This window comes from Sphingomonas larreae, assembly GCF_051400595.1.
Taxonomy (GTDB): Bacteria; Pseudomonadota; Alphaproteobacteria; order Sphingomonadales; family Sphingomonadaceae; genus Sphingomonas.
Map to the genome: position 1 here is coordinate 1 of NZ_JBLFFI010000003.1, position 26,737 is coordinate 26,737.

Here is a 26,737-nt window from a genome sequence, read left to right on the forward strand (position 1 = left end):
CCGCTGCGTGGCGTTGGTGATCGCGGCGCTGGTACCGCTGCGGACCCGCGTCTGGTTGTAATTGTAGGCGAGGCTCAGATTGACGCGCCCCGCGCCGACCGCGTGCGCATAGGTCAGCACCGCGTCGATGCCGCGGGTTCGTGTATCGAAGTCCTCGGTCAAATAGCTGATATTCGGGGTGCGAAACACCGCTTTGCGTCGCCTCCTTCCGTACCGGTTCTATTTCGATGTTCTTCGAGGGCAGTTTGTTTGCGGTAAGGTAGTTTCCAACATCACGCTGCAACAGCAGCATGAAGCTGGCTCAGGCGGTAGATCCGCGGAGATATGCCTAGCTTGTAGTTCCGCCATTATGCGTTCCTTCCCGCGGAGCAACAGCACGGGCGCGAATGCGCTTTCGACGATGCCAATGAGGAGCACTGGCGTGACCGGCAGAGGTGTGAGGTGCATCAGCGACACCATGCCGACGTTTACCAGCGCACCACCGAGCACCCAATACGCGGCATCACCGTAAATGGTGCGACCGAGACGACGAAAGCGGGAAAGGCGAGGTCCGGTGCGGCGTGCAGCAGCGTAAAAGCGATCATGATGCCCGCGAACAGCACTGCCGTGCTCTCTAGGCCGAGCCGCTCCAGCGGGCTGCCGGGAGCCGGTTTGCCCGTGTAAAACAGCACGCGTTCGATCAGGAACGAGCCGGGTACGATGAGCATGCCGCCGATAAAAAGCACGGCGAAGGCCGCGTGCGGTCTATGCCGCACCCCAACCAGCCCCGCCGTGAACCAGGCCACACCGGACACGAACACGCCGGGCGCACCGCCAGCATGGGCAGCCGCCATGTCTCATTGTGCTGCATCCACGTTCATCGGTGGTTCCTTCTGACCGTAGAAAATCGAACGGCAGGGCACCTGTCAACAGAAGCTACGTCGGTCTGCGCCGGCGGATCGCCTCGCTGAACGATCGGCCGGAGTCGGGGAGCGCGCAGTTGCCTGCGGTCGCTAGTACTTGGTTCCTGCCGCCTGGGAGACATCGCGATGTGGGCGCTTCGGGTGCGGTCTGCGACCGCTCCGAAGCGGTCGGGCCGTTCGTGCCTGTTCGATGTGCTTGTCTCGGAAGTGACATGCCTGTGTCCTATCCGCCCGCAAGCGATTGAGATACGCCACGGGTGAGAATGATGAGAGCTAGAGTGTTCGGGTCGCTATGTGCTGGTGCTGCTTGTCTCGCGGCGGCCTCAGGGCGGGCACAAACCGCACCGGCGCCCGTGGGCAGCGAGCCGGCATCTTCCGAGGGCGACGAGATCGTGGTCACGGGTCGCGCCGGCAGCGGCGAGCGTACCAAGCTGGAGACCAGCTACTCGGTTACCACGCTCGACGACGCCGCGATCCGCTCGCGTGCGCCATCGAGCGTGACCGAGACGCTCAAGTCGGTTCCCGGCTTCTGGGTCGAGGCGTCGGGCGGTGAGGGCAGCGGCAACGTGCGCGCGCGCGGCATTCCGGTCGATGGCTTCGGCTCGATCAATCTGCTCGAGGACGGCTTGCCGGTGCAGCACGATCCCGCGCTCGGCTATCTTAACGCCGACCAGGCCTATCGCATCGACGAGTCGGTGCAGCGCATCGAGGTGGTGCGCGGCGGCCCGTCCTCGATCTTTTACTCCAACGCGCCTGGCGGCGTTGTCAATTACATCACGCGCAAGCCCGGCGACACGCTCAGCGCCAACGCGCGGGTGCTCTACGGGCCGACCGCCGAGCTCTTCCGCTTCGACGGCTGGGTCGGCACGCCGCTGGCGGACGGCTGGACGCTCGGCGTGGGCGGTTTCTACCGCAACGAGCAGGGCGTTCGCGATCCTGGCTACACCGGCAACAAGGGCGGGCAGGTGCGCGCCGATCTCGCCAAGGATTTTGGCGACGCGCAGCTGACGCTCAGCTACAAGCACCTTGACGACAACGCGATCTTCTACACCGGCATCCCGCTCACGAAGGACCGCGACGGCAAGGTCACCGGGATCCCGGGTTTCGACCCGCATTACGGCACCACCGCCAGCCGCGCCTCGGCCTATCTCACGCTGCGCACCGCCAACGGCCCCATCAACTTCAACAACACCGATGGCACCAGCATCCGGCTCGACCAATTCTCCGTGCTCGCCGCCTGGGACATGGGCGACGGCTTCAAGCTGACCAATAACGCGCGCTACCGCTCGTCGAACACGGTGCGCAACGGCGTCTACCCCGCCTCGATCGCGACCGCGGCGAGCTATGTCGCCTCGCGCCGCGCTGCGCTGCTCGCCGCTTACCCGGGCGCGAGCGAGGTGCGTCTGCGCTACACCGATACGGGCGAGGCGTTCGACCTCGCCGCGCAGAACGGCAACGGGCTCGTGTTCGAGAACAGCGCGCGCCCGGTGACGGTGATCGAGAGCGAGTTCCTCGACGACCTGCGGCTGAGCCGCCGCTTCGAGCTGTTCGGCCAGAGCCACGACGTCGCGATCGGCGGCTATCTCGCGCGCGTGAAGGAGACCTTCCGGCGCTATTCGGCGACGACGCTGCAGGACGTGTCGGACAACTCGCGCCTGCTCGACTTCGTCGCGGTGAACGCGGCCGGGCAGGTGGTCGGCGCGGCGACGCAGAACGGCGTGTCGCGCTACGGCTCCGAGTTCGCCGACGGCAGCGGGCAGCAGACGACCTGGGCGGTTTATGCCTCGGACGAGTGGCAGCTGCTGCCGAGCGTGCGATTGGACGGCGGGCTGCGCTACGAGCATGTCCAGACCGACGGCGCGCAGGAGGGATCGACCAGCGTCAACCTCGGTGACCCCGCGACGCTGGCGGACAATAACGTGCTCACCGGCAGCGGCCAGTTCGTCGGCTTCGATCGCACCTTCGACCGGGTCGGCGCGACCATCGGCGTCGACTGGCAGTTCACCGACGTGGCGGGTGTCTTCGCGCGCTACACCTCGGCCTTCCGCCTGCCGAGCGTCGGCAGCTTCATCACCAGCGCCACCGCGCAGCCGCGCACCCAAGGCATCCGCCTGTACGAGGCGGGGCTGAAATATTCGGACCCGCTGCTGAGCGCCTACGCCACCGCCTTCCTGACCGATTTCGACGCTTATTCGATCGGCAACTTCCAGTTCGACGCCGCGACCGGCGGCTACACGCAGCAGACGATCTACACTAACACGCGTGCCTATGGCCTGGAGTTCGAGGCGACGGTGCGGCCGGTGCGCTGGTTCGACTTCACGCTCAATGCCACTGCGCAGGATCCGACCTTCCGCGACCTGCGCTACAACGAACTGTCGGGCACGACGCTGACGCCGCGCGATTATTCGGGCAACCAGCTGCTCCGCGTGCCCAAGCTGGCGCTGCGCGCCACCCCGGCGGTGACGCTGCTGGGAGATCGGCTGCGCGTGCAGGGCGACGTCGAGCATTACACCAGGCGCTACGCCGACGCGGCCAACACCTCCGAGCTGCCGGCCTATACCGTGCTCAACGCGAGCGCACGCTTCGCGTTGACCGACCGCGTGTCGCTCTGGGCCTATGGCGACAATCTCACCAACGCGCTGGGCCTGACCGAGGGCAACCCGCGTGCGGGCGAGCTGACCAGCGGCCAGGCGACCGACTCGCTCTTCATCGGCCGCCCGATCCTCGGGCGCAACGTGCGCTTCGCGGTCGATGTGCGGTTCTGAGCGGGGGCGTGGCGCGATCCCGTCTCTCACGTCGCCCGCGCCGCCGGGTGTCATGGCACTCGCTCTGGAAGGAGGAGGGCGGCACGCGGCCTCGCGGTAAGGGGCAAGGCGCGCGCCGCTTGCTCCTGACCTTCCTCGCTCTTTTCCTCCTCGCCCCGCAGGTCGCGCGCGCTCAGGACATCACCCTCACGGGCGAGCTCACCCGCGACGACCACGAGACCTATCGCGCTGTCCCGGTGACCGTTCCCCAGGGAGTAGGGCGGATCACGCTCGCGCTTAGCTACGACAAGGCGGAACACACGGTGGTCGACCTCGGCCTGTGGGACCCGACGCGCTTCCGCGGCTGGAGCGGCGGCGCGCGCGACCGGGTGACGGTGGCCACCACCGACGCGACGCCGGGCTACCTCGCCGGCCCGCTCCCCGCGGGCAAATGGCAGGTGATGCTCGGCGTACCCAACATCCGCGCCGGCACACGCAGCCGCTACCGTGTCAAGCTCTGGTTCGACCGCGCCGGCGGGCGCGCCGCCGCATCCCAGGCCGAGGGCGCGCCGCTGCGTACCGGCCGGGCCTGGTACCGCGGCGACCTGCACCTCCACGACGCCAACAGTGACGGCTCCTGCGCAACCCGCGTTACCGCCGCCGGGGCAATCCCCGCGCGCGTGCCGTGTCCGCTGTTCCGCACCGTCCTCGCAGCTGCGGCGGCGGGGCTCGATTTCATCGCGGTGACCGACCACAACACCGTTGCGCATTTCTCCGCGTTGCGCGAACTCCAGCCGTGGGTCGCGCCGTTGCTGCTGATACCCGGCGTCGAGCTTACCACCTTCCATGGTCACGCCAACATCTTCGCGCCAACGCGCTTTGTCGACTTTCGGCTCGCGGAACGCGAGGGCGTGGCGGCGTTGCAGCGGGACGCGCACGCCGCCGGTGCGCTGTTGTCGCTCAACCACCCCGGTCTGCCCTCGGGCGAGCGCTGCATGGGGTGCGGCTGGACATGGCCAAACACCGACTGGCGCCAGGTCGAAGCGATCGAGGTGATCAACGGCGCGGTGACCACCGGCCCCATGACGGGGCTGACGCGGTGGCGTGAGCGGCTCGATGCCGGGGATCGTGTCACGGCGATCGCGGGGAGCGATAACCACGATCCTGATGGCGTGACCGGTCAGTCGCGTGTTGGGCGTCCGACCACGGTGATCGAGGCGAGCGAGCTGTCGACGCGGGCTATCCTCGACGGCATCCGCGCGGGCCGCGCGTTCGTCGACGTCGACGGGACAAGGGAGCGCCTGCTCGATCTTACCGCGACCGCCCGCGGGGTGAGTGCGTCGATGGGAGGGAGCTTGCCGCTGTGCGGCTCTGTCCACGTCAGTACGCACGTGATCGGTGGTGTCGGTGCCACGGTCAGATTGCTCGGCGGTCGGGGGGAGATGAGCGCGATGAAAATTAGCGACGCGGACGCAACGTTCACGACGACGCTGGGCACGGGCGCGGCGACGAAGTGGCTAGCGGCGGTTGTCGAGCGAGACGGCGCGCCATTGTTGATCGGCAATGCCATCTATCTAGCCCCGTGCGGCCGAACGATAGAATAATCGCACGGCGGCGAGGCCCGGGCAGCGGGCTGTATCCACTGACGGGGAGAGTGGTTTCGCTTGGAAGCTGACGCTTCCTACACACGTCTGATCCTGAACAGATGTCCGCTTTCGGGACGCATCTCCCGCGCGGTGAACGACCGACTTTGGGTCTTCAGCGAAGAGAGAAGGCATGGCGCCGCCGCACTGGCGGGGGTCCAGGTCCTCGCCAGCTAGGCTGCGACCATCGAAGATCGTACCGGAGCCGACCGAACTTCTAAGAGCACGTCACCACGCCTGGGGGCGCACCACCGGCTCGCTCGGCTGCCGCGCCCTCTAACCTCGTTCAGCTCAGCTTACGTCAGGACGCCGGCCGCGAGTACCGCGCGCATCAGTTCGTCGAGCAGCGCCGCTAGGAAGTGAATCTGGGCACGCTCCGCCTCCGTGTCTCCACCCTCAGCGTTAACCTGCATGCCTCGCTCCTTCAAGCGCTGGACGCGATGCAGACATGATCACGGCAGCGTGTGGGTCACGCAAGAGAGACATCCAAGGTGGTCGAGCTTTGACATGCGAGCGCGTAGGAGAACCGTGCTGAGTCGTCTTACTAAGAGGGGGCCTGGGGACCACCGCAATCATCTAAAATCTGAAGGCGACGGGCTGATTCGCACCCAGCAGCTAACGATGGCTGTTCTCCCTGTCACATCGCATCAAGGGGCAGCCTTTTCCACGCTTAGGCAAACGGCATCTATTTCAGGGCCATTCTCAATACCTGCCGCGGCGAGCACGGAGGCTTTCAGCCCTTCACACTCGACCTTGTTCGCGATATTGTCGACGATAGTAACCGATTTACTTACACTTAAATCGAGATTTGGGGTGAACTCACTGACCATCATATCGAGTAGATAGACCTTCATCAGGGGTTCCCCAGGAACGATAAATAATCCGATGCCCCTTTATCCTGCGGTGAATAGCGCCGCCTACCTTCAGCAAGCGCCTCGCTCAGATTGCTATAGCGATATTGACCTACCGTATATGAATCGATCGGCTTGCGCGTGATCCCAAGCCTACGCATCTCACGCACTTCCGAGTCGCTAAGTTGTGCTAAGCCCAGCTGCTGGTCCGGATACACGAGATTTCCTTCAGAACACTAGCATCAGGCCGGCTCGCAAGGCGCGCTCGGCCTTGGCGGGCGAACCGGGTTTGGCTCTGAAAAGACTTTGCGCTAACTTGACCATCCGCAAAACGGAGCGCTAGAAGTTCCGCATTTTTGTTGACGACCATAACGAGCGCGCTGAATGACATGGGAGGGCCATTCGGCAATTGCGCAGGCTGACTAGTTGCGCTCGCGCGACTAAGTCTCGCCGCGCCGATTTGAAACTGCGGCGTAGGGACGGCCTGATCCTCATAGCCGGGGGAGCGGAGGCTCCGCCCGTTGAGGGGAGACCTCGATCGTTGCTCAATTGATCGGTGCCGTCGCCGTCGCCGTCTAGGTGTTTAGTCCCGGCATCTGGTGGATCGGGTCGACGATGAACCGGTCTGGCTCTGACGTCCAGATCTTGGCGATATATTTGTAGGGCGTGAGCCCGCTGAGCGTCTTGAGCCGGCGGGCAAAGTTGTAGGCGGCCATGAAGTCGGCGAGGTGCGTCCTGAGCTGGTCATGGCTCTCGTAATGAAAGCGTTTGACGGTCGCCTCCTTGATCGTCCGGTTCATGCGTTCGACCTGTCCGTTGGTCCACGGATGGTTCGGTCTGGTGAGCCGGTGCTCGATGTCGTTGACCTCGCAGATCATGTCGAAGCGCATCTGACGCGACCAAGCGGTGTTGCGGTTACGAGGCTGCTCGGCGAACTGGATGCCGTTGTCCGTCAGAATGGTGTGGATGCGGTAAGGCACGGCCTTCAGCAGGTGTTCGAGGAACTCCCACGCTGTGCGCCTGTCAGCCTTGTCGACCAGCTGGGTGACCGCGAACTTGCTCGTGCGGTCGACGCCGACGAACAGGTACAGTTTGCCTTCGGCGGTCTGCACCTCAGCGATATCGATGTGGAAGAAGCCGATGGGGTAGCGTTTGAAGCGTTGCCGCTTCGGCTTGTCGTCTCCGATGTCGGGTAGACGGGAGATTCCGTGCCGCTGAAGGCAACGATGCAGCGCTGAGCGCGTCAGGTGCGGGAGCGACGGCTGCAAGGCATAGAGGCAGTCATCCAGCGGCAGCAGCGTGTGCCGCCGGAACGCCACAACAACTGCCTCCTCGGCCTCGGACAGAGTGGTGGAGTGAGGGGCCTTCGGCCCGGTCTTCAGGTCCTCGACGGTCGTCCTCTTACGCCACTTCGCAACCGTCTTCGGGTTGATCCCCAGCTCACGGCTCAGCGTCGCGAGCGAAGCTTGCGATCGCTGTATTGCTGCTCGGACGGCGTGCGTGGTCGTGGCGCACCCATGACGTACCTGTCCCATATGGCATCCTTCCATTCCAACGAAAGGATCGCACCATTAAACCGTGGGATCAAACACCTAGGGGAGAGTTGAAATGCCTGTGAATGACCGGAACTGGGTCCATCGGCTCGAGAAAGGAGGGCCGCAAGCGTGCAAACTCGACATGAGCGTTGCGTCAGTTCGAGGGAGGCAAGCGGGCTTCGCTCCGGTCCGGCAGAGGTACTCCTGAAGCGAACCGGCTGGAGAATGCGTAACGTCGCTGTCACGGGAAAGGGGCGCTTGGCTCAGGTCGGGTCGTTTTGTTGTCGCCATAGAAGACATCGCGGCGGAGGTTGCCTCCGTCTCGGTCCGACTTTCTGATGTTGAGCGCTGATTCCCAACATCGTCCGATGCGAAGGCGGCCGGGCCCCGATGGCGCTACCGTCCGGCAATAGGCATCTTCGGCAAGATGGCAGACGATCCGGCTCCCTTCCGAGAGGAAGCCGCCCGTTGTCGCGAGATCGCCGGGCGGTCGGGGGATGGCGACAACCAGCGCTTGATGCTGCGTCTAGCGCGGGACGATGCACGCGTGATGCTGATCGAGGCGATGATCGCTGCTCCACAGCGATCGGGATCGTGACCGAGGCGGAGAATGTCTCGCCTGATTGTTACATTTGGGCGGTGGTGTCGGTGTCAGATCTCCCTGGGCTTGGTCGGATCGAGTAATGCCTAGACCTGAGTTGAAAGCGGTAGGCCGGTCGAAGGCTTTGCGATCAGCCCGCGCCCGCCGACTGCAGCGTACTTAATCGGTACCCGCACCGGCAGTCCGCTTTGCCGAACGAGGCAAGTTGCCGCGGATTGAGTCCCGGCTGGTCGGGCAGGTGGATGGCGAAGGCATCACGCTGGTTTGGCGCGTTGGCGAACAACCTATCTTAGCTAGAAATTTTTGGCCCGGCCGGAGAAGCTGGTGAGGTCGGTGGTTCTAGGACCACCTAGATCCGCAGTGGATTTGTCTTAACTAGCCTTGATTGGCAACTTGCCGAGGAAGCTGATCATGAAAATCTGGCCTTACGCCCTGGCAGTTGCTGCGCTTTCAATTGTCGCCTCTCCAGCTTTCGCCCAAGACAGCGCAAGCCGACCCGAGGAGGACGCTGCGTCCGCGAGCTCATCTGCGCTCGGCGATAGGGGCCTTTACGTGGCAGTGTCCGGCGGACTAGTGCTTAGTCAGCGCCTCCGCACCAATGCGGGCGTGTCGGCTGAGCTCGACGACGGCTACATGGCGCTTGGTGCCGTTGGAGGGCACGCCGGGCCTTTCCGTGCTGAGCTGGAAGGAAGCTACCGCCGCGCCTCGGTAGATGGCGCCAGTGCTCTTGGGATCCGCGTTCCGAGCACCGGCAGCGTCTCCGCGCTGAGTGCCATGGGCAACCTGTACTTGGAGCCGGCACTTGGGCTTGGCACTGTGAGGCCGTATCTCGGAGGTGGTGTCGGAGCCTCGCGCTTCCGAGCGCGCGAGGTGGGAGCTGGCAGCCTTGGCGGCAGTGGCACACTGCCAAGTCTCGGCACCTTCTCCGGTAGCAAGACCGTCTTTGCATATCAGGCGATGGCGGGATTGAGCGGGCCCGTGATGGACCACGTGACAGCGTCCTTCGGCTATCGGTACTTCGCGACGCCAAGCGCCAGCTTCGAGGCTCCCTTGATCGGGGACGTTCGAGTTCGAGGCCTCCGGTCGCACAGCCTCGAGGCCGGTCTACGGTTCACGTTCTGAGCCGAAACAGGCGGGGAGGGGATAGACCGCATAACGGTTGCCCCCGCCACTTCTCAGAGAGCATCCAATCTCTTGCCTGACCCGAATAATGTACTCGCCTGCGATCCGCCGCGCGATCGGCGTTGGCCAGCGGAGACCCTGGCCCAGGCGATACCGAGCAACGGCGTGAATTTGAACGCTGTTCTTTACGTAGCGGCAGGCGCCGGGCCGCACCCCTGCGTTCTGCTGCTGCATGGGCTCCCAGGCAATGAGCAGAACGTCGACTGCGCACAGGCGATGCGACGTTTGGGCTGGAACGTTCTTACGATCCACTATCGTGGTTCCTGGGGCGGTCCAGGCAGCTTCAGCTTCGCGCATTGCCTCGACGATGCCGAGGCGGCGCTCGCGTGGCTTCAGCAGAAAGGGCGTGAGGGCAAACTACGTATCGATCCGGCTAGGATTGTTCTGGTGGGCCACAGCATGGGTGGATTCGTCGCCGCAAACGTGGCGTCCTCTCATCCGGAGGTGCTCGGCGCCGCGCTATTGTCTGGCGTCGATCTAGGCGTGGCATTCGGACGGGGGAGCAGCCGCGACATCGGCGCGATCGACGCGAACGTCGGGGTCGGCGCTGGACTGCATATTCTCGCCGGCACCTCGCCGGGATCGCTTGCGCGAGAGGCGCGGGATCGCGCGAGCGACTGGGCGCTCAGCTCCTACGCTGCGGCGCTGGAGACCCGGCCTGTCCTCCTGATCAGCTCTGACGATGGCTTCGCCTACGGAAGCGATGCGCTTGCCGGCGCGATCAAAGAGCGCGGCGGCGCCCTATTGCGACGAGCGCATGTTGCCGACGATCACAGCTACTCGAACTCCCGCATCGTGCTTCAGGAGATCCTGCTTGATTGGCTTGGGGCATTCGAGAGTCGGCGTTAGCTCTCGTGCGCTGCAGCTTGGCCGCCTTAGGGGTGCCTCAGCGGGAGCGTTTGGACCCCGCATAATCATCCTTGCCGCGGGTCGTAGCATTTGCCGTCGTACCGCCGTTATCTCCGGCCTGCTCGCCACCATGGTACCCGATGTCGGTCTGCCCACCATGCCCCATGAAGCCACTGTTCGTCCCCGCCTTGCCAGACTTGGGATTTGGGTAGGCTCCTCCGCCACTCTCGCCGCCAGCTGATCGCCCCTGGATGTTGGCGCCCTCTGATTTGCTGGGCGACGCGGACACACCGTCCGGCGCGCCCTTGTTGATGCCATCACCGCTGGCTTGGACAGTCAACTTGTTAGCGCCGTTCTGATCCTGCCCAGGATCTGCACGCTTGGAGTGCGCGCCCGATTGTGGCGACGCGTTCCCTGAACCTCGGCCTGTGTCGCGGTCGCTAATGTCAGCGTCCTTCGATCGAGAGGACGTGGAGCGGAAAAGTCGAGAAAGGAATACCCGAGCCGCATCCATCGTCATCAGTCAGCGCCCGCATCAGGGTCAATGTCGCGACCTGCCTTGGCCAGCTTCTCGGTTTTATTCGGATCGTTGTCATCGACCGCGTCCGCACCGGATTGCTGTCGATCTAAGGGCTTGTGATCGCCGTGGAGGTGCCGCTCGTCACCGTCCTGCGATGTACTAGCTTCGTCCTCCCCACCATCGGGATTGAAGGGCCGTGCTGCTGAGGCGGCGCCGCTTGGAGCTCGAGCGTCTGGATCGTCGATAGGCATGTTTGTTCTCCGATGATCATCAAACGCGAGTCATCCAGGTTTCGCTGCGAGCAGAAACATAGATCATGTCGTTCAAAAGGGCATGGCGGCAAATCAGTGACGGCTAGTCGACTCAATAAATCGACTGCGCAGTCGAGCTATTGAAAAAAACTAATGGATTCTCACGCGACTGAACGTTCACGTCGACGATCGATTTGGATCCGTGAAATAAAACTGCAGCTAGGAGGACAGCAATCACTCTTGGCTCGTTCTAATCTGACTTTACTGAGAGGATCGATCATGCGTTGGACAATTATAATAGCTGCCGTGGCAGCGGCAGGCCTTGCAACAAGCGCGACAGCGCAGACGAGCGGAGGATCGGGGGGCGCAGGCGGCTCGGCCGGATCGACGATGGGCGGCACGACTGGCGGTTCGAGCGGCAGTCAGGGCAGCAGCGGCACTGGCGGTGCAAGCGCCACTTCCGCCGGCTCGACGAGCGGCCAAGGCGGCACCGGCGCTTCGGCGAACTCGCGTCGATCTGGCCACCGTGCCACCAGTTCGCGAGGAAAGCACCGTTCGGCCCGTTCGGGAGCGGGCAGCCAGCAGGGTACGTCGGCCAGCTCGCCACAGACGCCCCGCTAACAATCGATCGCGTAAACGCCGCCGCCGCTAACTCGCTGCGGCAGCGTTTGCCGTGGCCTACAACGATGCTTGACCCCGACATCAAGCCCTTCAGCGAACCTGAACAGATGGCCAAAATTGGGATGTGCCCGGGCAGCGCTAAACGTCTGCAATTGGGTCATAATCATCCCAAAGCACTGCCTCCCTCCTTCACTCACGATCTCTGGCGAGCGCGGCCTCAAGATCCGCCTGATTTACGGTCATTGTGCGTGTGGTACCGCCGCCGCGTAGGATGAGGAGGGTAGCAATGCGCCGGTATACCGTCCGGTCATTTCCCTCGATAATCTCCTCATCGACTTCCAAGTCGTACGTACCGGCGGGCTCGGGTCCGTCGAACCCGGTTAGTCGAAAGGCCGACCTAAAAGTCACCGTGGTTTTAGTGGTGCGAACCCCTGTCATGGCATTGACCGACCTCGGCCTTCGTGGGTTACCCGATCGCAGCCGCTGAAAGCCTTGCCGGCTGTTTCGGCCGACGCGGTTAGACACCCCCTCCAGACAGGGGGTGTCCATGAAAGCTCACCGTGAGGCTCGAATGGCTTGATCAAGCGTGGGCCAAACCGCGATCGGGGTTTTCGCTGAGCGCTCGATCAAGTTGCTCGAGCTGGCAGCGCTTCTCGGCTTCCGTACCGGTAGCACCACCACCAATCCGTATCGGCCGTTGCTCCCGCTTTTCGGCGAGCTGCGCTTCTGCGCCCCACGCGTTTGCGGCGATTTGGGCTAGCTGACGAACATTCGCGAGCGGCGCTCCCGTCGCTCGCCTCCTCTGGAGAGACTCTTGGGCCCGGCATAGCGCGGCTGAGGGATACATATGATGTTCTCCGATGGGCGGGTTGCAGACTCAAGTCTTCTTCGTAGTGGAAGCGGGTGAAGCGCCCTTGAGCGAGGGATTGGACGCGTTCTGCTTTTCAGGGCCCGGCTTCTTAGGTTTGCGTGCTTCTTTGCTACCTTTGCGCTGACTCTTTGCCATATGGTCCTCCTGCCTAAGACTCTAATTTTTGATGTTGTCGCCAAGCTCTCGCTCAGCTTGCCTTCGGGTGCTTCGCGGCCCGACTCAACGTCTCTCGCTGAAGATGCCGAGCACGTCGCTGCCGTTATAATGAGCAGGACGTCACCGGCATTTCGGCCTGGAAACCCTGTCCAAACCTTTATCCACCTCTGTCATGCCTTTAAACCTCTCGCTCCCCGATCGCCAATCTCAGGCGCGAGGATCGGCTTCTAAGTCACCCCGAATGAATTGAGCGTCAGATATAGCCTTAGCGGCATACGCCGCAAATCGACGATCTTACGACCAAGCATCTGCGCCAGCTTATCGCCTGTGTGTCCCATCAAGACGCCACTTCGCAGGGCCGTGATGTCGCTTTGCGTTCAGCGTCGCGAAGGATTGCCCGGCGGACGTCTCCGTCACGAGACGAGGTGTCGCAGAAGCCACCCACGTGCTCGCGTCGACGTTAATGAGCTAATATAAAGCGTGACGATCAGGACAATGGGGACGAGCCAGATGATGCTCAGCCCGACTAGAAGCCAGATCAAAGCTCTTGCTCCGAAGCCGGGTCAGCGAGGATGGCATCAACGCTGGCAGATGCGCTCACGACAGAAGAATGACGAAGAGTGGACCGCTCCTCCATTTGTTCGTCGAAATTCTTGATGCGATCGGCGTAGCCGGTGGCTAAGCGCCGGTGAGACGATTGAGCTTCGGGCGAAGCGGCCGCGGCTGCTCTGCCCACGGATACCTGTTGCCGCCGATGAAGTTCTGCGAGGTTCATCCATTTCACTCCGCGCGTAAGCGGGAGCGCGGGGTCTCTCAGCCGCTGGCGCTTACGAAAGGGAGCCAGCGATGCGACCTATATGAGCGATAACGCTAGCAAATACAACAGACAGACTGGGCAAGGAGCCACACAGCCGGGCGGCCATCGGCCGTGCCTCACAAGCAAACAGCACGGCGGAGGTACCTCCGCCTCGGTGTTCCCATCCCCTTTGCGAACGCCGCCGATCATGCCTGCTGTACCCCCACGCATTCCTGCTGCCACGTCCGTTTCGGCCCGCTTGCGGGCCAGCCAGGCAACTGCGCGAAGCGCCTAGGGATATCGAACACGGACATCAACGAGCGACCGAATCCGGGAGGCCGGCGAGGCGCCCGGAATGACCGCTTCTGGGTCCTCGACACGAGAGCGACAACCGGCTGGCTCAAAGAGCGGTGGCCCAGAGGCTCCTGTCCACCGCCCGGCATCAAACGCTCATTCCTCTCGGCGTTTTGGAAAGCTATCTCGCTAGCCCGGCTTGATCGGGAAACGGCCAGTTTTCCATAGAGCGCTTGAGAATGCGGACGGAGTAAATGGCTTGACGAACACCGCCCTCGTCGCCGGTGCAGGCGGCATCATCGGGAAAGCACTGCTCGAGCAGATCGAGCATGTCGCGGGCTGGCGCGGCCTGGCACTGTCGCGGAGCAGGGGCGACGTCGTCGTCGATCTCAACGACGCCGAGGCGACCCGGACCGCACTGGTAGACGCCGCTGACGCGACGCACGTCTTCTACGCCGCTTACGGACCAGGTGGTGGCCTTGCGGAGGAGGACCGGCGGAACTCGGCTATGCTGCGCAATCTACTGGATGGCCTCGAGGCGGTCGGCGCACCGGTTCAACGCGTGGTGCTCTACCAGGGAGCGAAGGTCTACGGCGTCCACCTGGGCCCCGTCACGACCCCGTTCTACGAGGACGAGAACCCGCGTCCGATTGGGCCGAACTTTTACTTCTCGCAGGAGCGCGAGCTTCAGCGCCGCCGAGCCGCAGGCGGGCCGGCATGGTCAATCCTGCGACCTGACGTCGTCGTCGGAGACGCGGCTGGAAACGCGATGAACATCGCAACGGTGATCGGCGCGTACGCCGCCCTATGCGCTGCGGATGGGGCGGCGTTCCGCTTCCCGGGATCCCGCAGAACCTACGACCACTGCCTGGCGCAAGTGACCGATGCGCATGCGCTGGCGCGCGCCAGCCTTTGGGCGGCGACCGCCGAACAAGCGGTAGGTCAGGCGTTCAACTACGTCCATCCTCCGTTCCGCTGGCGACGCGTGTGGGAAAAGATCGCCCGCCATTTCGGTCTCGAAGTCGGCGAGCCGATCCCGTTCGCGTTAGCCGACCACATGCCCGCGCTGAAGCCGGTGTGGCAGAAGCTGTCGGCGGCCCTTGTCCAGCCAGACTTCTCGAAGGCAGTGGGCTGGGGCTTCGGGGACTTCGTTTTCGGCACCGAAGCCGACGTCGTCTCCGACATGACGAAGATCCGGCTCGCGGGCTTCCACGAGGACCTCGATCCCGTCTTGGCGCTGATCCATGCCATCGAACGGCAGGTGCAAGGAGGCGTGATCCCGCTCGTTGGCCAAAGCCAAAGCCCCAGCCTCGCGCTCTGAGGCGGGCGTCGGCGGCGTCAGGACCGTGCCGCTACTCGGAACGAAGGGAGCAAGTGTCCAAATCGCTGCGCAGGTCGCGCGGCGAGGGCGTATGCGCGGCGATCGCGATGCGTCTGCGGGGATCTCACCGTCGCTACTGGGCGATCGCGGCGAGCTCCGGGAACTCCTCCGGCCGCCGCCCGGTGTGCACCTCGCCGTCGCGGACCGACACGTCGGACCATGGAAGACGGTGGAGGGTTTCCGCGATTCCGCCCAAGCCGCCGATGCGAACGACCAGGTACTCAATCTCGCCCCCGCCGCAGCCGGCCAGGGCGTCTACGGCGTGGGCTGCCACCGAACCGTCCACCGCCCTAACGGGAAGACCGTCGAGCGACGTCACCGAGAACAGCGCCTCGCCGGGCAGCTTCGTGCTCCGCCTCTCCTCCGCCCGCGTCGCATCGCTGATGCGCGCACGGCGCCCAAGCCATCGCCAGATGCCGAACAGGTCAACGATGCCGAGGAACAGGTTTGAGTAGAGGAGCTGCTGCTGGCCGGACGCGAGCCCGACGACGATCCAGCCGGCAGCGCCGACCGTGAAGACGACGAAGCCCCAACCTGTGACGCGGGCGCCAAGGTTGGCGGCGGTCATGAGGGCTGCCACGCAGGTCGCGACTAGCGCCACCCAACCAGCCGTATCTGCCATCCGCGTTCTCCCAGCAGCCCCGACCTATGGAGCGACGTCGCAAAGCTTCCTCCTACCTAAGCTGCTGGAGAAGTCTCGGCGGGGATCGATCGAATTGACTGGGATCAAGCGCCCTAGGGCGGGCCCGTAAGGCGGGGCAGCGGGTACCTAGCTGCTCCAGCGCTCCGGATGAACGAAGGCGCCCATCGACGATCCGAGCGTTCATATGCGGACCGTCTACTATCCTGCCCAAACCAGGCGAACTTGGCCGCTGGGGGACACCCAGATGGCTCGGGCCTCGATATGAACGAGCGGCCGGAATCGGGAGGCGGGCAAAAGCCCCTGAGTGACCGGTAATGGGTCCTCAGGCAGCGCGGCTGCGTTGCTCGTCGCGCAAGGTGGCGGCCTCAACAGCATCTGAGTGCGCCGTGCTCCTGTGGAAGGCATAAGTGAAGCTGCCAATTCCGCTGTCGCCGCAGAGCGTCCTATCGGATCGGCGGCCACCGGTTCAACTTTCAGGTGCCCTGGCGTCGAACATCGCCTGTGCCGCAGCAATCTGTCCGAGATGCTCGAATGCCCAATCCCCGAGTATCTTTACAGGCCCAGCAAGGGACCGGCCAATGTCCGTCAGCTCATAATCGACCCGCGGTGGGATCGATGGTGTCACCGTGCGGGTCACCAGGCCGTCGCGTTCCATGTTCCTCAGCGTCAGGGTGAGCATCCGTTGCGAGATGCCGTCGATACCCCGCTTGAGCTCGTTGAACCGGTAACCGCGCTCGCCAAGCAAGATGATGATCAAGACTGTCCACTTATCACCGATACGACTGAGCACCTGAGTGATTTTCAGGCAGGAACGCGTATCGCGCCGTTCCGCAGGGATATGCGCGGCAAGTTCGGTCACATCCATGTGCCTCCGGTAACAAAATTGTGCGTTCTTGTGGGTCCGCCTGGGTGGGCACATACCATAACTGAGGCAACAATCGGAACTGTTCCCATGAAAATCCTTCACATCGACAGCAGCATCACCGGCGCACAGTCCGTGTCGCGGCAACTCTCCGCAGCTGTCGTCGAACGGCTCCGCGGCAGCGACGAGCATGACGTGACCTATCGTGATGTGGCGGCTGACGGACTGCCGCACTTCAGCGCCGTAACTGCGCCTTCGGCTCACCCTCTCTCGCAAGCAGTCCCCGTGCTCGACGCCGCGCAGCAGGCACGACGGGCTACCAGCGACGCGATCCTTGCCGAGTTCCTGGATGCCGACATCATCGTCATCGGCGTCCCGATGTACAACTTCACCGTACCGTCCGAGCTGAAGGCCTGGATTGACCGGGTGATCGTGCCGGGAACGACCTTCCGGAAAGGCGAGGCTGGACCCGAAGGCCTGGCAGGCAATAAGCGGGTCATTCTCGCGGTCGCTCGTGGTGGCGTCTATGCGGCCGGGTCGGCTTTCGCACCCGCCGAACATGCCGAATCGCTCCTGCGTTCGTTGTTGGGCTTCATCGGAGTGACCGAAATTGAGACGGTTGTGGCTGAAGGGCTTAACCTCCCCGAAGCCCGGAACTCCGCGATTGCCTCCGCGCGCGACGCAGCCCGGCAGCTCGCTGCCTGATCCCCCGGCCGACACTTCTCGCATCAGGCGGACAGCATGGCATCTCAGCGACTCCCAACCTACTTTCTATCGCACGGGGGCGGTCCTTGGCCCTGGATCAAGGACCTACGCCCGGGCGCGTACGATCAGCTCGAACAGTCGCTTCACGATGTTCGCGCGGAGCTCGGCGAACTGCCTCGCGCGGTGCTGATGGTTTCTGGTCATTGGGAAGCTGACCGGTTCCTGCTGTCCTCTGCAGCCCGGCCGCCGATGGTTTACGACTATTCCGGCTTTCCCGAGCACACCTACCGCATCCGCTACGATGCGCCGGGCGACCCTGCGCTGGCCGAGATTGTCCGCCTCATTCTCGACCGTGGGGGCGTGCCAACCGGGCTCGATCCGCAGCGTGGTTACGATCATGGTACTTTCAGCTTGATGCACACGCTGTACCCCGAGGCTCAACTGCCGCTGGTGCAACTCGCGCTCAAGGCCGACTTCGTTCCTGCTGAGCATCTGCGGGTGGGCGAGTTGCTGGCGCCGTTGCGCGACCAGGGCGTGCTGATCATCGGCAGCGGCTTCAGCTACCATGACGTGCGCGGGATCATGAGCGGCAGAGGCAAGCTCGCGTCAGCGACATTCGATGCCTGGCTTGAGGAGACGCTGATCCACTCGGCGCCTGAAGAACGCACAAGAAGGCTGATCGATTGGTCAAACGCTCCGGCCGCTCGTGCCGCGCATCCTCGTGAGGACCACCTCATTCCACTGATGGTCGCCGCTGGTGCTGCGGGACGGGATGCGGGCGCGCGTGTTTATCACGAACACGCCTTCATGGGCACGATCGCCGCATCGAGCTATCGGTTCGGTGACCCGGTAGTGTCTGCGACAGCGCACGAATTGGTAGCGTGACCTGATCGTCCGTCGCCCGCATCGCTATCGCGCGGCCCGCGAAGCGAGTGCCAGCGGAACTTGTCGTCGCGTACTAAGTCGGTACCTGCGGCGGCCCCACCCTTCGCCGCGGTGATGAATGGTGTTCCAGCGGGACCGGCTGCGCGGACGACATAGCCGTCATCACGATACTGATGGTAGATATACTCCGGGCCAAAGGAGAAGTGCCGGCCGATCCGCTGCTCGATTCCGCCGCCGCCCTGAAAGCCAAGCTCATACCGGCTGCACACCACTCGCGCGGGGCTCGTGGAGCGGTCCGCAACGGCAACGTCACGCTGAGCTAACTCAAAATTGCGATTTTCAGGCCAACAACCTGGAAGCATTAACCCCAGACTCGACTAGGAACACGTGTTTTCCGCCGCCGCGAGGCGACCTAAAGCTCAGTCGACGCATCTCGCTAGTACGTTGCCCCGAGAACCTACTGACAGGTGACCTCTTGCTCAGTAGCGGGCCATGCTGTCCGGAGCGTAGCATGTGCAGCCGCAGCTGAGCACGCTGGCGCAATCGGCCGGCTATCGCCCGCGACGAAGAGCCCCAGTGCGGCTAAAATGGGCCGGACGTACGGCATTATAGCCGTCAAGCATCGGCGTCAGGGGAACGGCCGTTGATCGCCTGACTTCGGGATGGAAGGGATACGCACACCGGCAGGCGACGTCCTCGACGTCGCCTGCTTGACCAAGATCAGATCGCCTGATTGAAACGCACGGTCGTGCGACGGCGTCGCAATGAGTACCCCACCACGCCGAACCCCAGGATCATCATCGCCCAGGTGGCCGGCTCCGGCACAGCGGACGGGCCAATCGCGATCCCGAACAGGTTGCGGTCGGTCCTGCCCAAGCTGCTGACAGCCCCAGTGCTCAGGTTCACGTTGTAAAGCGTTGAACCATTGAACGCGAATGCGTCCGAGCCCGAAATGTCAAAGCTGGTCCGCGAGCCGAGATTCTGGCCGAGCGAGCCAACTGTCGTCAGCACGCCACCATTGTTGTTCTGGCGAGCCAGCACGTCGCGGTCGGTGTCTATCACAAGAAGCTGTGTCGAGGCGGCAGGCGCTCCGAAGCTGGAGGTGGTGTAGGCGGCTGCGCTGACGCCGGGGTTGGTTCCCGCGTTGACGTCACCCGCGCCGTACGCGAGCGGCGTCGTGGTTGGCGAACCAGTCAGTGAGCTGTCGTTCGGGTTGAAGACATGATTGCCTTCGGTGTTGCTGACGATTCGGGCCCGATCGATCGTCGGATTGAAGTCGAAGCCGAAGACACTGCCCCGAACGGCGAGCGGTCCGCTGACAGCGGTCGCCACCCCGCTCGCGATGTCAATCGTGTGGACAATCCGGCCCGCACTCAGGCCATAGAGCACGTTATTGATCGGACGGAAGTCGAGCGCTTCGAAGCTACTGTCTGATCCGGTGATAGCGATCTTTGACATCATCGTCGACGGCGAAGAGCTGTTGAAGGTGACAAGATTGTTGTTTTCGTCCACGCCGAAGATCGTGGCCGCTGATGCGCCGGTCGGAAGAGCGGCAAGGAGGCTTGCCGATATCAAAGCCATTTTCATGCGTTCTTCTCCCGTGTCGTTCGTGCGAACGGCCGCGCGCGAGACGTCGTCCGCATCCGTTCGCCCCGGTCGTTGACGACATGCCGACTCAAGTCAATCAGAATGGAAATACGTTGGGTCGAGCGTAAAATTACTTTTTATGTCCGTTCGAAAGCTGCATCCGCCCGCCATTTCGCTGCGTACTTATCTCCTCGCGCTACGCTTCATAGTGGTTTTGGCCCGGTCGCGGACAGGCAAGATAGTGCACGCTGTCGCCTGCAGCGCGTGTCGTTGCCCCCTAAATGCCTCACGGGGCCTCGCGGGTTTGCGCGATGTACTTGCGGGGTGAGCCCAGTGCCTTGTGCGGATGGACCTCGTTGTAGTGGGCCAGCCAGGCAGGCAATTGCTCGACGACGGTGCGTGCATCGGGCGTGGAGTTCACGCGGACGTAGCGCGCTTGAGCGTGCGGACGAAGGCCTCTGCCATGCTGTTCGACTGCGGGCTGCTGACCGGGGTGGTGCGCGGGACGAGGCCGATGTCGCGCGCGAAGCGCCTGGTATCGCCGGCGACATAGGGGCTGCCGTGTCGGTGAGCCATTCGATCGGCTCGGCGAGGCGGTTCACAGGTCCCAAGTGGTGCTCGACGGTGGCGACCATCAGGTTGCGGACGTCCTCGGCGGTGATGCCGCCGGTAGCGGCGACGTGCCCCGTGCCTTCCCGGTCGCAGCAGTCGAGCGCGAAGGCGACGCGCACCTTCTCGCCAATGCCGCAGCCTATCTCCAGCGCATCGGAGCACGAGCGGGTGTGCGCCGGGCGACGGCGACACGGCCGTCATGGCGCCGCTCCTCGCCCCTGCCGCCATGGGGCTGGGGTAGCAAACCATAAAGCGTCATCGCGCGCGGTGGACGCGCTTCGGATTGGGCGCTGCGCGCCCGGTCTGCTGAGCTTGGCGGCGCAGCAGGGCATGCACGCGGCGATAGCCATAGGTCGGCAGATCGGTGACGACCATCCTGATGTCGGCGACCAGCTCGGCGTCCGGCAGCGGCGGTCGCCCGCGTGGCTTCGGCGGCGGTCGGTTGTGCATGGCCGACAGGTGCTGGCGGCTGATACCGATAGTGTTGGCGACCGCGGTGACTGGCCGTCCCCCGGGCAATGAGGTCGAACGCGACAGCAGTTGTGGAATAACCTGCTCCCTTACGGAGCGACGCAGTCAGGCGCATCCTGGCGGCCTTCACTGAGGAGGACCGTCATAACAGACGTAGCGGTAATCGACATCGACATCAGCAAGACGTCATTCCACCTGGTTGCGCTGGACGTCACGGGTGCCATCCAGTGGAAGAAGGAGGTCAGCCGTGCGCAGCTGATGCGGCACATGGATGCGCTGCCTCGCTGTTTGGTCGGAATGGAGGCGTGCTGCGGTGCTTATCACCTCGCACGCGAGCTGACAGCGCTTGATCACGACGTTCGCCTGATGGCGCCTCAATTCGTGAAGCCGTTCCTCAAGTCCAACAAGAACGAGTACCTCGATGCAGAGGCGATCGCCCAGGCGGTGCAGCGGCCGACGATGCGGTTCGTGCCAGCCAAGTCCGTTGAGCAGCTCGACCTCCAGGCACTTTGCCGTGTGCGTGAACGGTTGGTGAGCCGCAGGACAGCAGTTATTAATCAAGTTCGGGCCTTCCTACTGGAGCGCGGCATCGTGTTTCGCGCAGGGGGCGTCACGAGGCGCGAGATGCCCGCGCTGTTCACCGACGATCGCTCCACGCTGTCACCACGGATGCGCATGATCTTGCAGCAGCTCTGGTATGAATGGCGCGTACTCGAAACCGACATCGGCACGGTGACCGAGGAGATCGAAGCGATTGCTGCCGCGGGCGAGGGTTGTCGACGGCTGCTGGCCATCCCTGGCGTCGGATGAGTATACCCTGTGTGACAATCCAGCTCAAGGTGAACGGTTTCGAACGAGCTCAGGCAGGCGCTGAGCTCCTTCATGCACCAACGTGGCTAAAGCCGTTCCGCTGCACTGGCGGGGATGATCTCGGAAACGAGATCGGCTAGCCTCGGCGAATTGGGCGCCGTTCGGCGCCGCAAGGGCGCCGGTCGCCGGTTGCATAGGTTGGAAGAGAGATCACGGGACATCGAGCGGATTCAGGCCATCAATGTCGTGCCTGGCATCCTCGATACGATCTGTCGCCTGACGGGCATGGGCTTTGCGGCCGTCGCACGCGTAACCGACAGCAAGTGGATCGCATGCAGCGTGCTGGATGAGATCGCGTTCGGCCTGTTACCTGGGGGCGAACTGAAGCTTGAGACCACCATCTGTCACGAGATCCGGCAGGATGCGCAGGCGGTGGTGATTTCCGACGTCGCGAGCGACGAAGTGTACTGCCAACACCATACTCCGCCGATGTACGGCTTTCGCAGCTACATTTCCTACCCGATCATGCTGCCCGACGGCAGCTTTTTCGGCACCCTCTGCGCGATCGATCCTCAACCGCGGGATCTCGCACGACCAGAGATCCGGAACGTATTTTCTATGTTCGCGGAGTTGATCGGATTCCATCTCGACGTTGCGGATCGGCTGAGACGCACGGAGGAGGATCTCGGCCAAGAGAAAGCGACGGGCGTGCAGCGGGAGCAGTTCATTGCCGTTCTTGGCCACGATCTCCGCAATCCGCTGGCTTCGATCACAGCGGGCGTCACCATGCTTCGTGTTCGGCCGGAGGAGGACCGCGCCGCCACGATCCTTGATGGGATGGTGGCGAGTGTCGAGCGGATGAACCTGATGGTCGGCAACCTTCTGGACTTTGCTCGTGGAAGACTCGTCGGCGACTTTGTATTGGATCTCAAGCGAACCGACGCGGCTGCCATCATTCGGCAGATCGTGGCGGAATTGCGGGCCGCCCATCCAGAGCGAACGATCAAGATGGAATGCTCAGGCGAGGCGATGATGGTCGCGGACGAGCAGCGGATGGGGCAGCTTGTTTCCAACCTCGTCGGCAACGCAGTCACTCACGGTTCGGAGGCAGAGCCGGTCAGGGTGCTCTGCACAGGATCGACCACAGACTTCGAGTTGCGAGTGTCTAATTTCGGGCGAAAGATACCTGCCGAAGTGCAGGCAGCGCTGTTCCAGCCGTTCGAACGTGGTCAAACTCCGAAGCGTGAAGGTCTGGGTCTCGGGCTCTATATTGCGTCGGCCATTGCTGAGGCGCATGGTGGTAGCCTAACGGTTTCTTCGACTGATAAGGAGACCTGCTTCTGTTTTCACATGCCCGTTAGCGAGCTTCAAGGGGATCGTGCAGCCACGGCGGGTCTTCTCTAAGACAATGACAACCGATTCTGAAGATCACCGGAACTGTTCAGCCATATGGCGCACGGATGTTCTCAGCCGCGAAACATCCGAGCGGACAATTTGAGCTATCGGCTCAGGTGGGTGTACTCAGCCGAGCCGAGGAACAGATGGGCGAACAGCAACAACAGAATGTGGTCCAGGCAGCACGTGTGTACCTGCGGGTCAGTACGGAGCAGCGAGGATCTCGCGCGTCAGGAGGCGATCGTGGCGGGCGCACCCGCGGCAGGCTTCTATGTGGCTGCTGTTTACCGGGAAAAGGCGTCGGGTGCGCGTCCGGACCGGCCGGAGCTTTTGCGAATAGTTCAGGACCTGCAGTCAGGCGAAGTGGTGGTCGCGGAGAAGATCGACCGGATCAGTCGTCTTCTGCTCACTGAGGCTGAGTTGCTCGTCGCCACGATCAGAGGGAAAGGGGCGCGGCTAGCTGTGCCTGGGATCGTCGACCTGTCCGAAATGGTTGCCGATAGTTCTGGCGTCGCTCGGATCGTGTTGGAGGCGGTGCAGGACATGTTGCTGCGGTTAGCGCTCCAGACCGCACGGGATGATTACGAACACGGCGAGAGCGTCAGCGCCAGGGATCGAAATCGCTAAGCGCGAAGAGAGGTACAACGGCCGCAAACCCGACCATGCGCATCATCCCCGCATCATCAGCCTTAGAGATGCGGGCATGAGCATCGCTCGGACCGCGGAGCTTGCCGGGTGCAGCATAGCACAGGTAAACCGAGTGACAGCCCGGCACCGTGCAAAGAAAGGCGCGCGTCCAATCCAGGAGATGTCGGAGGCGGAAGATATCCGCACGCATGCGCGTCCCCGCGGCGCCATTGCACTCGCAACCTGACATTGGGTGACCTATGCGGTCGTGTACCCGCACGGCAATCACGCGCCGCTTTCGCTACCGCGGGGCGCGAGCAGGCAACGAACGGATAGTGAGGCTTTCGCGGGAGCCAAGCGCTGTTCGGTTACGCCATCTCGCGGCGGCCTTGGCGCTGCAATCCGACGCCTCAGCGGTCTAGAACCTGAACGCTAAGTGGGGAAAGCTGATAAGAGCATCGTCGCCTGGTTCCATGAGCAGGAAGGTTCGTGCGGAACCAGCCCCGGCTTAGCGTGTAGTGCAATGTCTTACTCGCTTTTGGAGCTTCCATGGCCCGTCGGCTTATCCGCACCGTATCGCTCAGTCAGGAGCTCGACCGCTTTGTCGCCGACGAGGTCGCGTCGGGTCACTATGCCACGGCTAGCGAGGTTGTTCGGGCCGGACTGCGGACGTTGATCGAGCAGCAGCGGACCCGTCAGCCTGCATCGCAGCAGGTGGGACACTGATGATCGATCCGACGCTGGCGCAGCAGATCGTCGAGAGTTCGACCGACTTTGCCATCATCACGTTCGACGAGAGCGGCACCATCACCAGCTGGAACCCGGGCGCCGAGGCGATCATGGGATGGACGCCTCAGGAGGCGATAGGTGAGCACGGGCGAATGATCTTCACGAGTGAGGATCAGGCAGCCGGCTCGCCAGAGCACGAGATGGAGCGCTCTGTGAGCGACGGCAGGGCTGTCGACGAGCGCTCTCACGTACGAAAGGACGGCAGCCGTTTCTGGGGCTCTGGACTGATGATGCCGCTAAAGGACGGCTCGGGGTACATGAAGATCGTTCGCGACCGAACGCGCGAGCGCGAGACGGAGCGACGCCTCGTCATGCTAACCGACGCTCTTCCCGGCTTTGTCTTCGAGGCCGATACCGATGGCCACTACGTAAGGACAAATGCCAGGTTTAAGACTTATACCGGGCGTGGCGATTCCGAGCTCCTGGGCGATGGTTGGCTTGAGACGGTTCATCCCAGGCACCGCGAGCGCACTCAGAAAGCATGGTCGGACTCCGTGCGAACCGGCGAGCCGTTCGAAGAGACGTTCATGGTGGCAAGCCATGACGGTGAGTACCGCTGCTTTTCGTGCCGCGGCGTGCCCGAGGCAGACGAGCAGGGCCGCGTCGTGCGCTGGATCGGGACGTGCATCGACGTCGAGAACGAGGCCAAGGCAAAGGCTATTCTCGAGGACTTGAACCTCACGCTCGAGCACGCCGTAACCGACCAAACCGCTGCGTTGGAGAGCTCACAGCAGACCCTACTGGCGGAGATTGCGGAGCGCGAGCGCATCGAGGAGGCTCTCCGGCAGAGCCAGAAGATGGAGGCAATCGGTCAGCTGACCGGCGGCGTGGCGCACGACTTCAACAATCTCTTGACGGTCATCTTGGGCAGCATCGACCTTCTCAAGCGCGCAGAGCTCGGGGAGGAGAAGCGCCAGCGCTATCTCACATCGATCAAGGAGACGGCGGAACGCGCGGCGAAGCTAACGAACCAGCTCCTTGCCTTTGCGAGACGGCAGCCGTTGAAAGCGGAGCACTTCGATGTGGTCGAGCGTCTGCGGCAGGGGCAGGACGTGCTGCGCACGGTGGCAGGATCGCACATCGCTATCGAACTCGACATCCGGTGCGAACCATGCGTGATCGATGCGGACCCGAACCAATTTGAAACTGCCATTCTGAACATGGCGGTTAACGCGCGCGACGCAATGAACGGGGATGGGCGGCTGACCTTCCTCGTGGAAGAGCGCAACAGCATACCGGCGACGCGTGGCCATGCCGCCGTCGATGGTCGCTTCATCGCGGTCGGCGTGACCGACACGGGCAGCGGCATCAGGGTCGAGGACCTGCCGCGCGTGTTCGAGCCATTCTTCACGACCAAGGACGTCGGGAAAGGAACCGGGCTCGGTCTCAGCCAGGTCTTCGGCTTCGCCAAGCAATCGGGCGGAGACGTGGTCATCGAGAGTTCGCCCGGGGAAGGGGCCACGTTCACCCTCTACCTGCCGCGTGCTGGAGACCGGCAGGCAGGAGGCGATGCTGACCTGATGCCCCCCACCGCCGCCGTTCCGAGCGGAGGCGGAGGTTGTGTGCTCCTCGTTGAGGACAATCAGCTGGTCGGCGAGTTCGCCGCCCAGCTGATCGGCGAGCTTGGTTACGGCAACATGTGGGTGCCAAGTGCCGATGAGGCGCTCGCGTTGGTGGAAGCCGGGCCCGATAGATTCGACATGGTGTTCACGGACGTTGTGATGCCAGGCACGTCGGGGATCGAGCTTGCCGAGACGCTACGCAGCCGTTTCCCGGGCCTCCCCGTCGTGCTCACGAGCGGGTATAGCCACGTCCTTGCCGCTGAGGGCTCCCACGGCTTCGAACTACTGCAAAAGCCCTATACCGCTGACGGGCTTGCACGCGTCCTCCGGATCGCGATGTCCCAGTGACGGGGAGGGCGCCCGAGCATGCTGGCTGAATGCTCGCTGCTCAGGAGAGCGGCGCCGCGATGTCTCCGGTTTGGACGTGATCGGCGCCCTTGAGGAGGCGTCACCTAAGATCGGGGTGGGTGGCGTTCGGCGCGGCCAGTGGCTCCCCCCTTTGCCCTTTCGTTCGACGGGATGTCACTCCCGAGCTCATCCAACGCAACGTGCATTTCATCAGCATGGGGCAGGTCTGAGAGGAACGGCGCTA

Annotated in this window: 23 protein-coding genes and 2 pseudogenes; 13 read left to right on the forward strand and 12 right to left on the reverse strand. The window is 63.3% G+C overall.

Annotated elements, in window-relative coordinates; all coding sequences use genetic code 11:
• Positions 1 to 189 (reverse strand): hypothetical protein (locus tag ACMGDM_RS11520; RefSeq protein ID WP_436804279.1); only part of this gene is annotated, 189 nt, incomplete at its 3' end.
• A gap of 278 nt (positions 190 to 467) precedes the next feature.
• Entirely contained in the window at positions 468 to 833 is a 366-nt protein-coding gene (locus ACMGDM_RS11525) for a DUF7010 family protein (RefSeq protein WP_436804280.1), read from the reverse strand.
• A gap of 422 nt (positions 834 to 1,255) precedes the next feature.
• Between ACMGDM_RS11525 and ACMGDM_RS11530 the strand changes: the two genes are divergently transcribed.
• Together ACMGDM_RS11530 and ACMGDM_RS11535 are read left to right on the forward strand one after the other, a co-directional pair.
• Complete coding sequence (locus ACMGDM_RS11530; protein ID WP_436804281.1) at positions 1,256 to 3,667, forward strand: TonB-dependent receptor; 2,412 nt, start codon at positions 1,256 to 1,258, stop codon at positions 3,665 to 3,667.
• A gap of 119 nt (positions 3,668 to 3,786) precedes the next feature.
• Complete coding sequence (locus ACMGDM_RS11535) at positions 3,787 to 5,250, forward strand: CehA/McbA family metallohydrolase (protein ID WP_436804282.1); 1,464 nt, start codon at positions 3,787 to 3,789, stop codon at positions 5,248 to 5,250.
• A gap of 686 nt (positions 5,251 to 5,936) precedes the next feature.
• Here ACMGDM_RS11535 and ACMGDM_RS11540 read toward each other — a convergent pair.
• Both ACMGDM_RS11540 and ACMGDM_RS11545 read right to left on the reverse strand, forming a co-directional pair.
• The gene (locus ACMGDM_RS11540; protein ID WP_436804283.1) at positions 5,937 to 6,143 is read right to left on the reverse strand and encodes a hypothetical protein; all 207 of its coding nucleotides are present in this window, start codon (positions 6,141 to 6,143) and stop codon (positions 5,937 to 5,939) included.
• 572 nt (positions 6,144 to 6,715) lie between these two features.
• Positions 6,716 to 7,675 carry an IS481 family transposase gene (locus ACMGDM_RS11545; RefSeq protein WP_436804284.1) on the reverse strand — a complete coding sequence of 320 codons (960 nt, stop codon included), beginning with the start codon at positions 7,673 to 7,675 and terminating at the stop codon, positions 6,716 to 6,718.
• 427 nt (positions 7,676 to 8,102) lie between these two features.
• Here ACMGDM_RS11545 and ACMGDM_RS11550 point away from each other — a divergent pair, with 427 nt between their 5' ends.
• From ACMGDM_RS11550 to ACMGDM_RS11560, 3 genes are all read left to right on the forward strand, one after another.
• Positions 8,103 to 8,273 carry a hypothetical protein gene (locus ACMGDM_RS11550; RefSeq protein WP_436804285.1) on the forward strand — a complete coding sequence of 57 codons (171 nt, stop codon included), beginning with the start codon at positions 8,103 to 8,105 and terminating at the stop codon, positions 8,271 to 8,273.
• Positions 8,274 to 8,687: 414 nt separating this feature from the next.
• Complete coding sequence (locus tag ACMGDM_RS11555; RefSeq protein ID WP_436804286.1) at positions 8,688 to 9,398, forward strand: outer membrane protein; 711 nt, start codon at positions 8,688 to 8,690, stop codon at positions 9,396 to 9,398.
• Between the two features lie 165 nt (positions 9,399 to 9,563).
• Positions 9,564 to 10,307: an alpha/beta hydrolase family protein gene (locus ACMGDM_RS11560; RefSeq protein WP_436804287.1), complete on the forward strand. Its 744-nt coding sequence runs from the start codon at positions 9,564 to 9,566 to the stop codon at positions 10,305 to 10,307.
• Positions 10,308 to 10,826: 519 nt separating this feature from the next.
• Here ACMGDM_RS11560 and ACMGDM_RS11565 read toward each other — a convergent pair.
• Both ACMGDM_RS11565 and ACMGDM_RS11570 read right to left on the reverse strand, forming a co-directional pair.
• On the reverse strand, positions 10,827 to 11,078 hold the full coding sequence (locus ACMGDM_RS11565) for a hypothetical protein (RefSeq protein WP_436804288.1): 252 nt from the start codon (positions 11,076 to 11,078) through the stop codon (positions 10,827 to 10,829).
• A gap of 2,186 nt (positions 11,079 to 13,264) precedes the next feature.
• Positions 13,265 to 13,501, reverse strand: a complete 237-nt coding sequence (locus ACMGDM_RS11570) for a hypothetical protein (protein WP_436804289.1) — start codon at positions 13,499 to 13,501, stop codon at positions 13,265 to 13,267.
• Between the two features lie 574 nt (positions 13,502 to 14,075).
• On the opposite strand from ACMGDM_RS11570, the gene ACMGDM_RS11575 reads away from it, so the two are divergent.
• Complete coding sequence (locus tag ACMGDM_RS11575) at positions 14,076 to 15,137, forward strand: NAD-dependent epimerase/dehydratase family protein (protein WP_436804290.1); 1,062 nt, start codon at positions 14,076 to 14,078, stop codon at positions 15,135 to 15,137.
• A gap of 133 nt (positions 15,138 to 15,270) precedes the next feature.
• Here ACMGDM_RS11575 and ACMGDM_RS11580 read toward each other — a convergent pair whose 3' ends face one another.
• Both ACMGDM_RS11580 and ACMGDM_RS11585 read right to left on the reverse strand, forming a co-directional pair.
• Positions 15,271 to 15,765, reverse strand: coding sequence for a PRC-barrel domain-containing protein (locus tag ACMGDM_RS11580; protein WP_436804291.1), 495 nt, complete (start codon positions 15,763 to 15,765; stop codon positions 15,271 to 15,273).
• Positions 15,766 to 16,306: 541 nt separating this feature from the next.
• On the reverse strand, positions 16,307 to 16,705 hold the full coding sequence (locus tag ACMGDM_RS11585; protein ID WP_436804292.1) for a winged helix-turn-helix transcriptional regulator: 399 nt from the start codon (positions 16,703 to 16,705) through the stop codon (positions 16,307 to 16,309).
• A gap of 87 nt (positions 16,706 to 16,792) precedes the next feature.
• Between ACMGDM_RS11585 and ACMGDM_RS11590 the strand changes: the two genes are divergently transcribed.
• Both ACMGDM_RS11590 and ACMGDM_RS11595 read left to right on the forward strand, forming a co-directional pair.
• Complete coding sequence (locus ACMGDM_RS11590) at positions 16,793 to 17,407, forward strand: FMN-dependent NADH-azoreductase (protein WP_436804293.1); 615 nt, start codon at positions 16,793 to 16,795, stop codon at positions 17,405 to 17,407.
• Between the two features lie 36 nt (positions 17,408 to 17,443).
• Positions 17,444 to 18,292, forward strand: coding sequence for a dioxygenase family protein (locus tag ACMGDM_RS11595; protein ID WP_436804294.1), 849 nt, complete (start codon positions 17,444 to 17,446; stop codon positions 18,290 to 18,292).
• Positions 18,293 to 19,012: 720 nt separating this feature from the next.
• On the opposite strand, the gene ACMGDM_RS11600 is transcribed toward ACMGDM_RS11595, so the two are convergent.
• The 4 genes and pseudogenes from ACMGDM_RS11600 to ACMGDM_RS11615 form a co-directional block, all read right to left on the reverse strand.
• The gene (locus ACMGDM_RS11600; RefSeq protein WP_436804295.1) at positions 19,013 to 19,879 is read right to left on the reverse strand and encodes a DUF4394 domain-containing protein; all 867 of its coding nucleotides are present in this window, start codon (positions 19,877 to 19,879) and stop codon (positions 19,013 to 19,015) included.
• A gap of 286 nt (positions 19,880 to 20,165) precedes the next feature.
• Positions 20,166 to 20,321, reverse strand: a pseudogene (locus ACMGDM_RS11605) (integrase core domain-containing protein); the annotation flags it as partial.
• Positions 20,297 to 20,455, reverse strand: coding sequence for a hypothetical protein (locus tag ACMGDM_RS11610; RefSeq protein ID WP_436804296.1), 159 nt, complete (start codon positions 20,453 to 20,455; stop codon positions 20,297 to 20,299). The pseudogene ACMGDM_RS11605 and the gene ACMGDM_RS11610, both read right to left, overlap by 25 nt.
• 291 nt (positions 20,456 to 20,746) lie before the next feature.
• Entirely contained in the window at positions 20,747 to 20,941 is a 195-nt protein-coding gene (locus tag ACMGDM_RS11615; RefSeq protein WP_436804297.1) for an IS3 family transposase, read from the reverse strand.
• A 165-nt stretch (positions 20,942 to 21,106) separates the two neighbouring features.
• Between ACMGDM_RS11615 and ACMGDM_RS11620 the strand changes: the two are divergent.
• From ACMGDM_RS11620 to ACMGDM_RS11640, 5 genes and pseudogenes are all read left to right on the forward strand, one after another.
• A pseudogene (locus ACMGDM_RS11620) lies at positions 21,107 to 21,769 on the forward strand (IS110 family RNA-guided transposase); the annotation flags it as partial.
• Positions 21,770 to 21,886: 117 nt separating this feature from the next.
• Positions 21,887 to 23,176 carry a GAF domain-containing sensor histidine kinase gene (locus ACMGDM_RS11625; protein ID WP_436804298.1) on the forward strand — a complete coding sequence of 430 codons (1,290 nt, stop codon included), beginning with the start codon at positions 21,887 to 21,889 and terminating at the stop codon, positions 23,174 to 23,176.
• 234 nt (positions 23,177 to 23,410) lie between these two features.
• A complete protein-coding gene (locus ACMGDM_RS11630) occupies positions 23,411 to 23,794 on the forward strand; it encodes a recombinase family protein (protein WP_436804299.1) in 384 nt (127 codons plus the stop codon).
• A 549-nt stretch (positions 23,795 to 24,343) separates the two neighbouring features.
• Positions 24,344 to 24,520, forward strand: a complete 177-nt coding sequence (locus ACMGDM_RS11635) for a type II toxin-antitoxin system ParD family antitoxin (RefSeq protein ID WP_436804300.1) — start codon at positions 24,344 to 24,346, stop codon at positions 24,518 to 24,520.
• Entirely contained in the window at positions 24,520 to 26,493 is a 1,974-nt protein-coding gene (locus ACMGDM_RS11640) for a PAS domain S-box protein (protein ID WP_436804301.1), read from the forward strand. The genes ACMGDM_RS11635 and ACMGDM_RS11640 overlap by 1 nt, the downstream gene beginning before the upstream one ends.
• Positions 26,494 to 26,737: the final 244 nt, after the last annotated feature.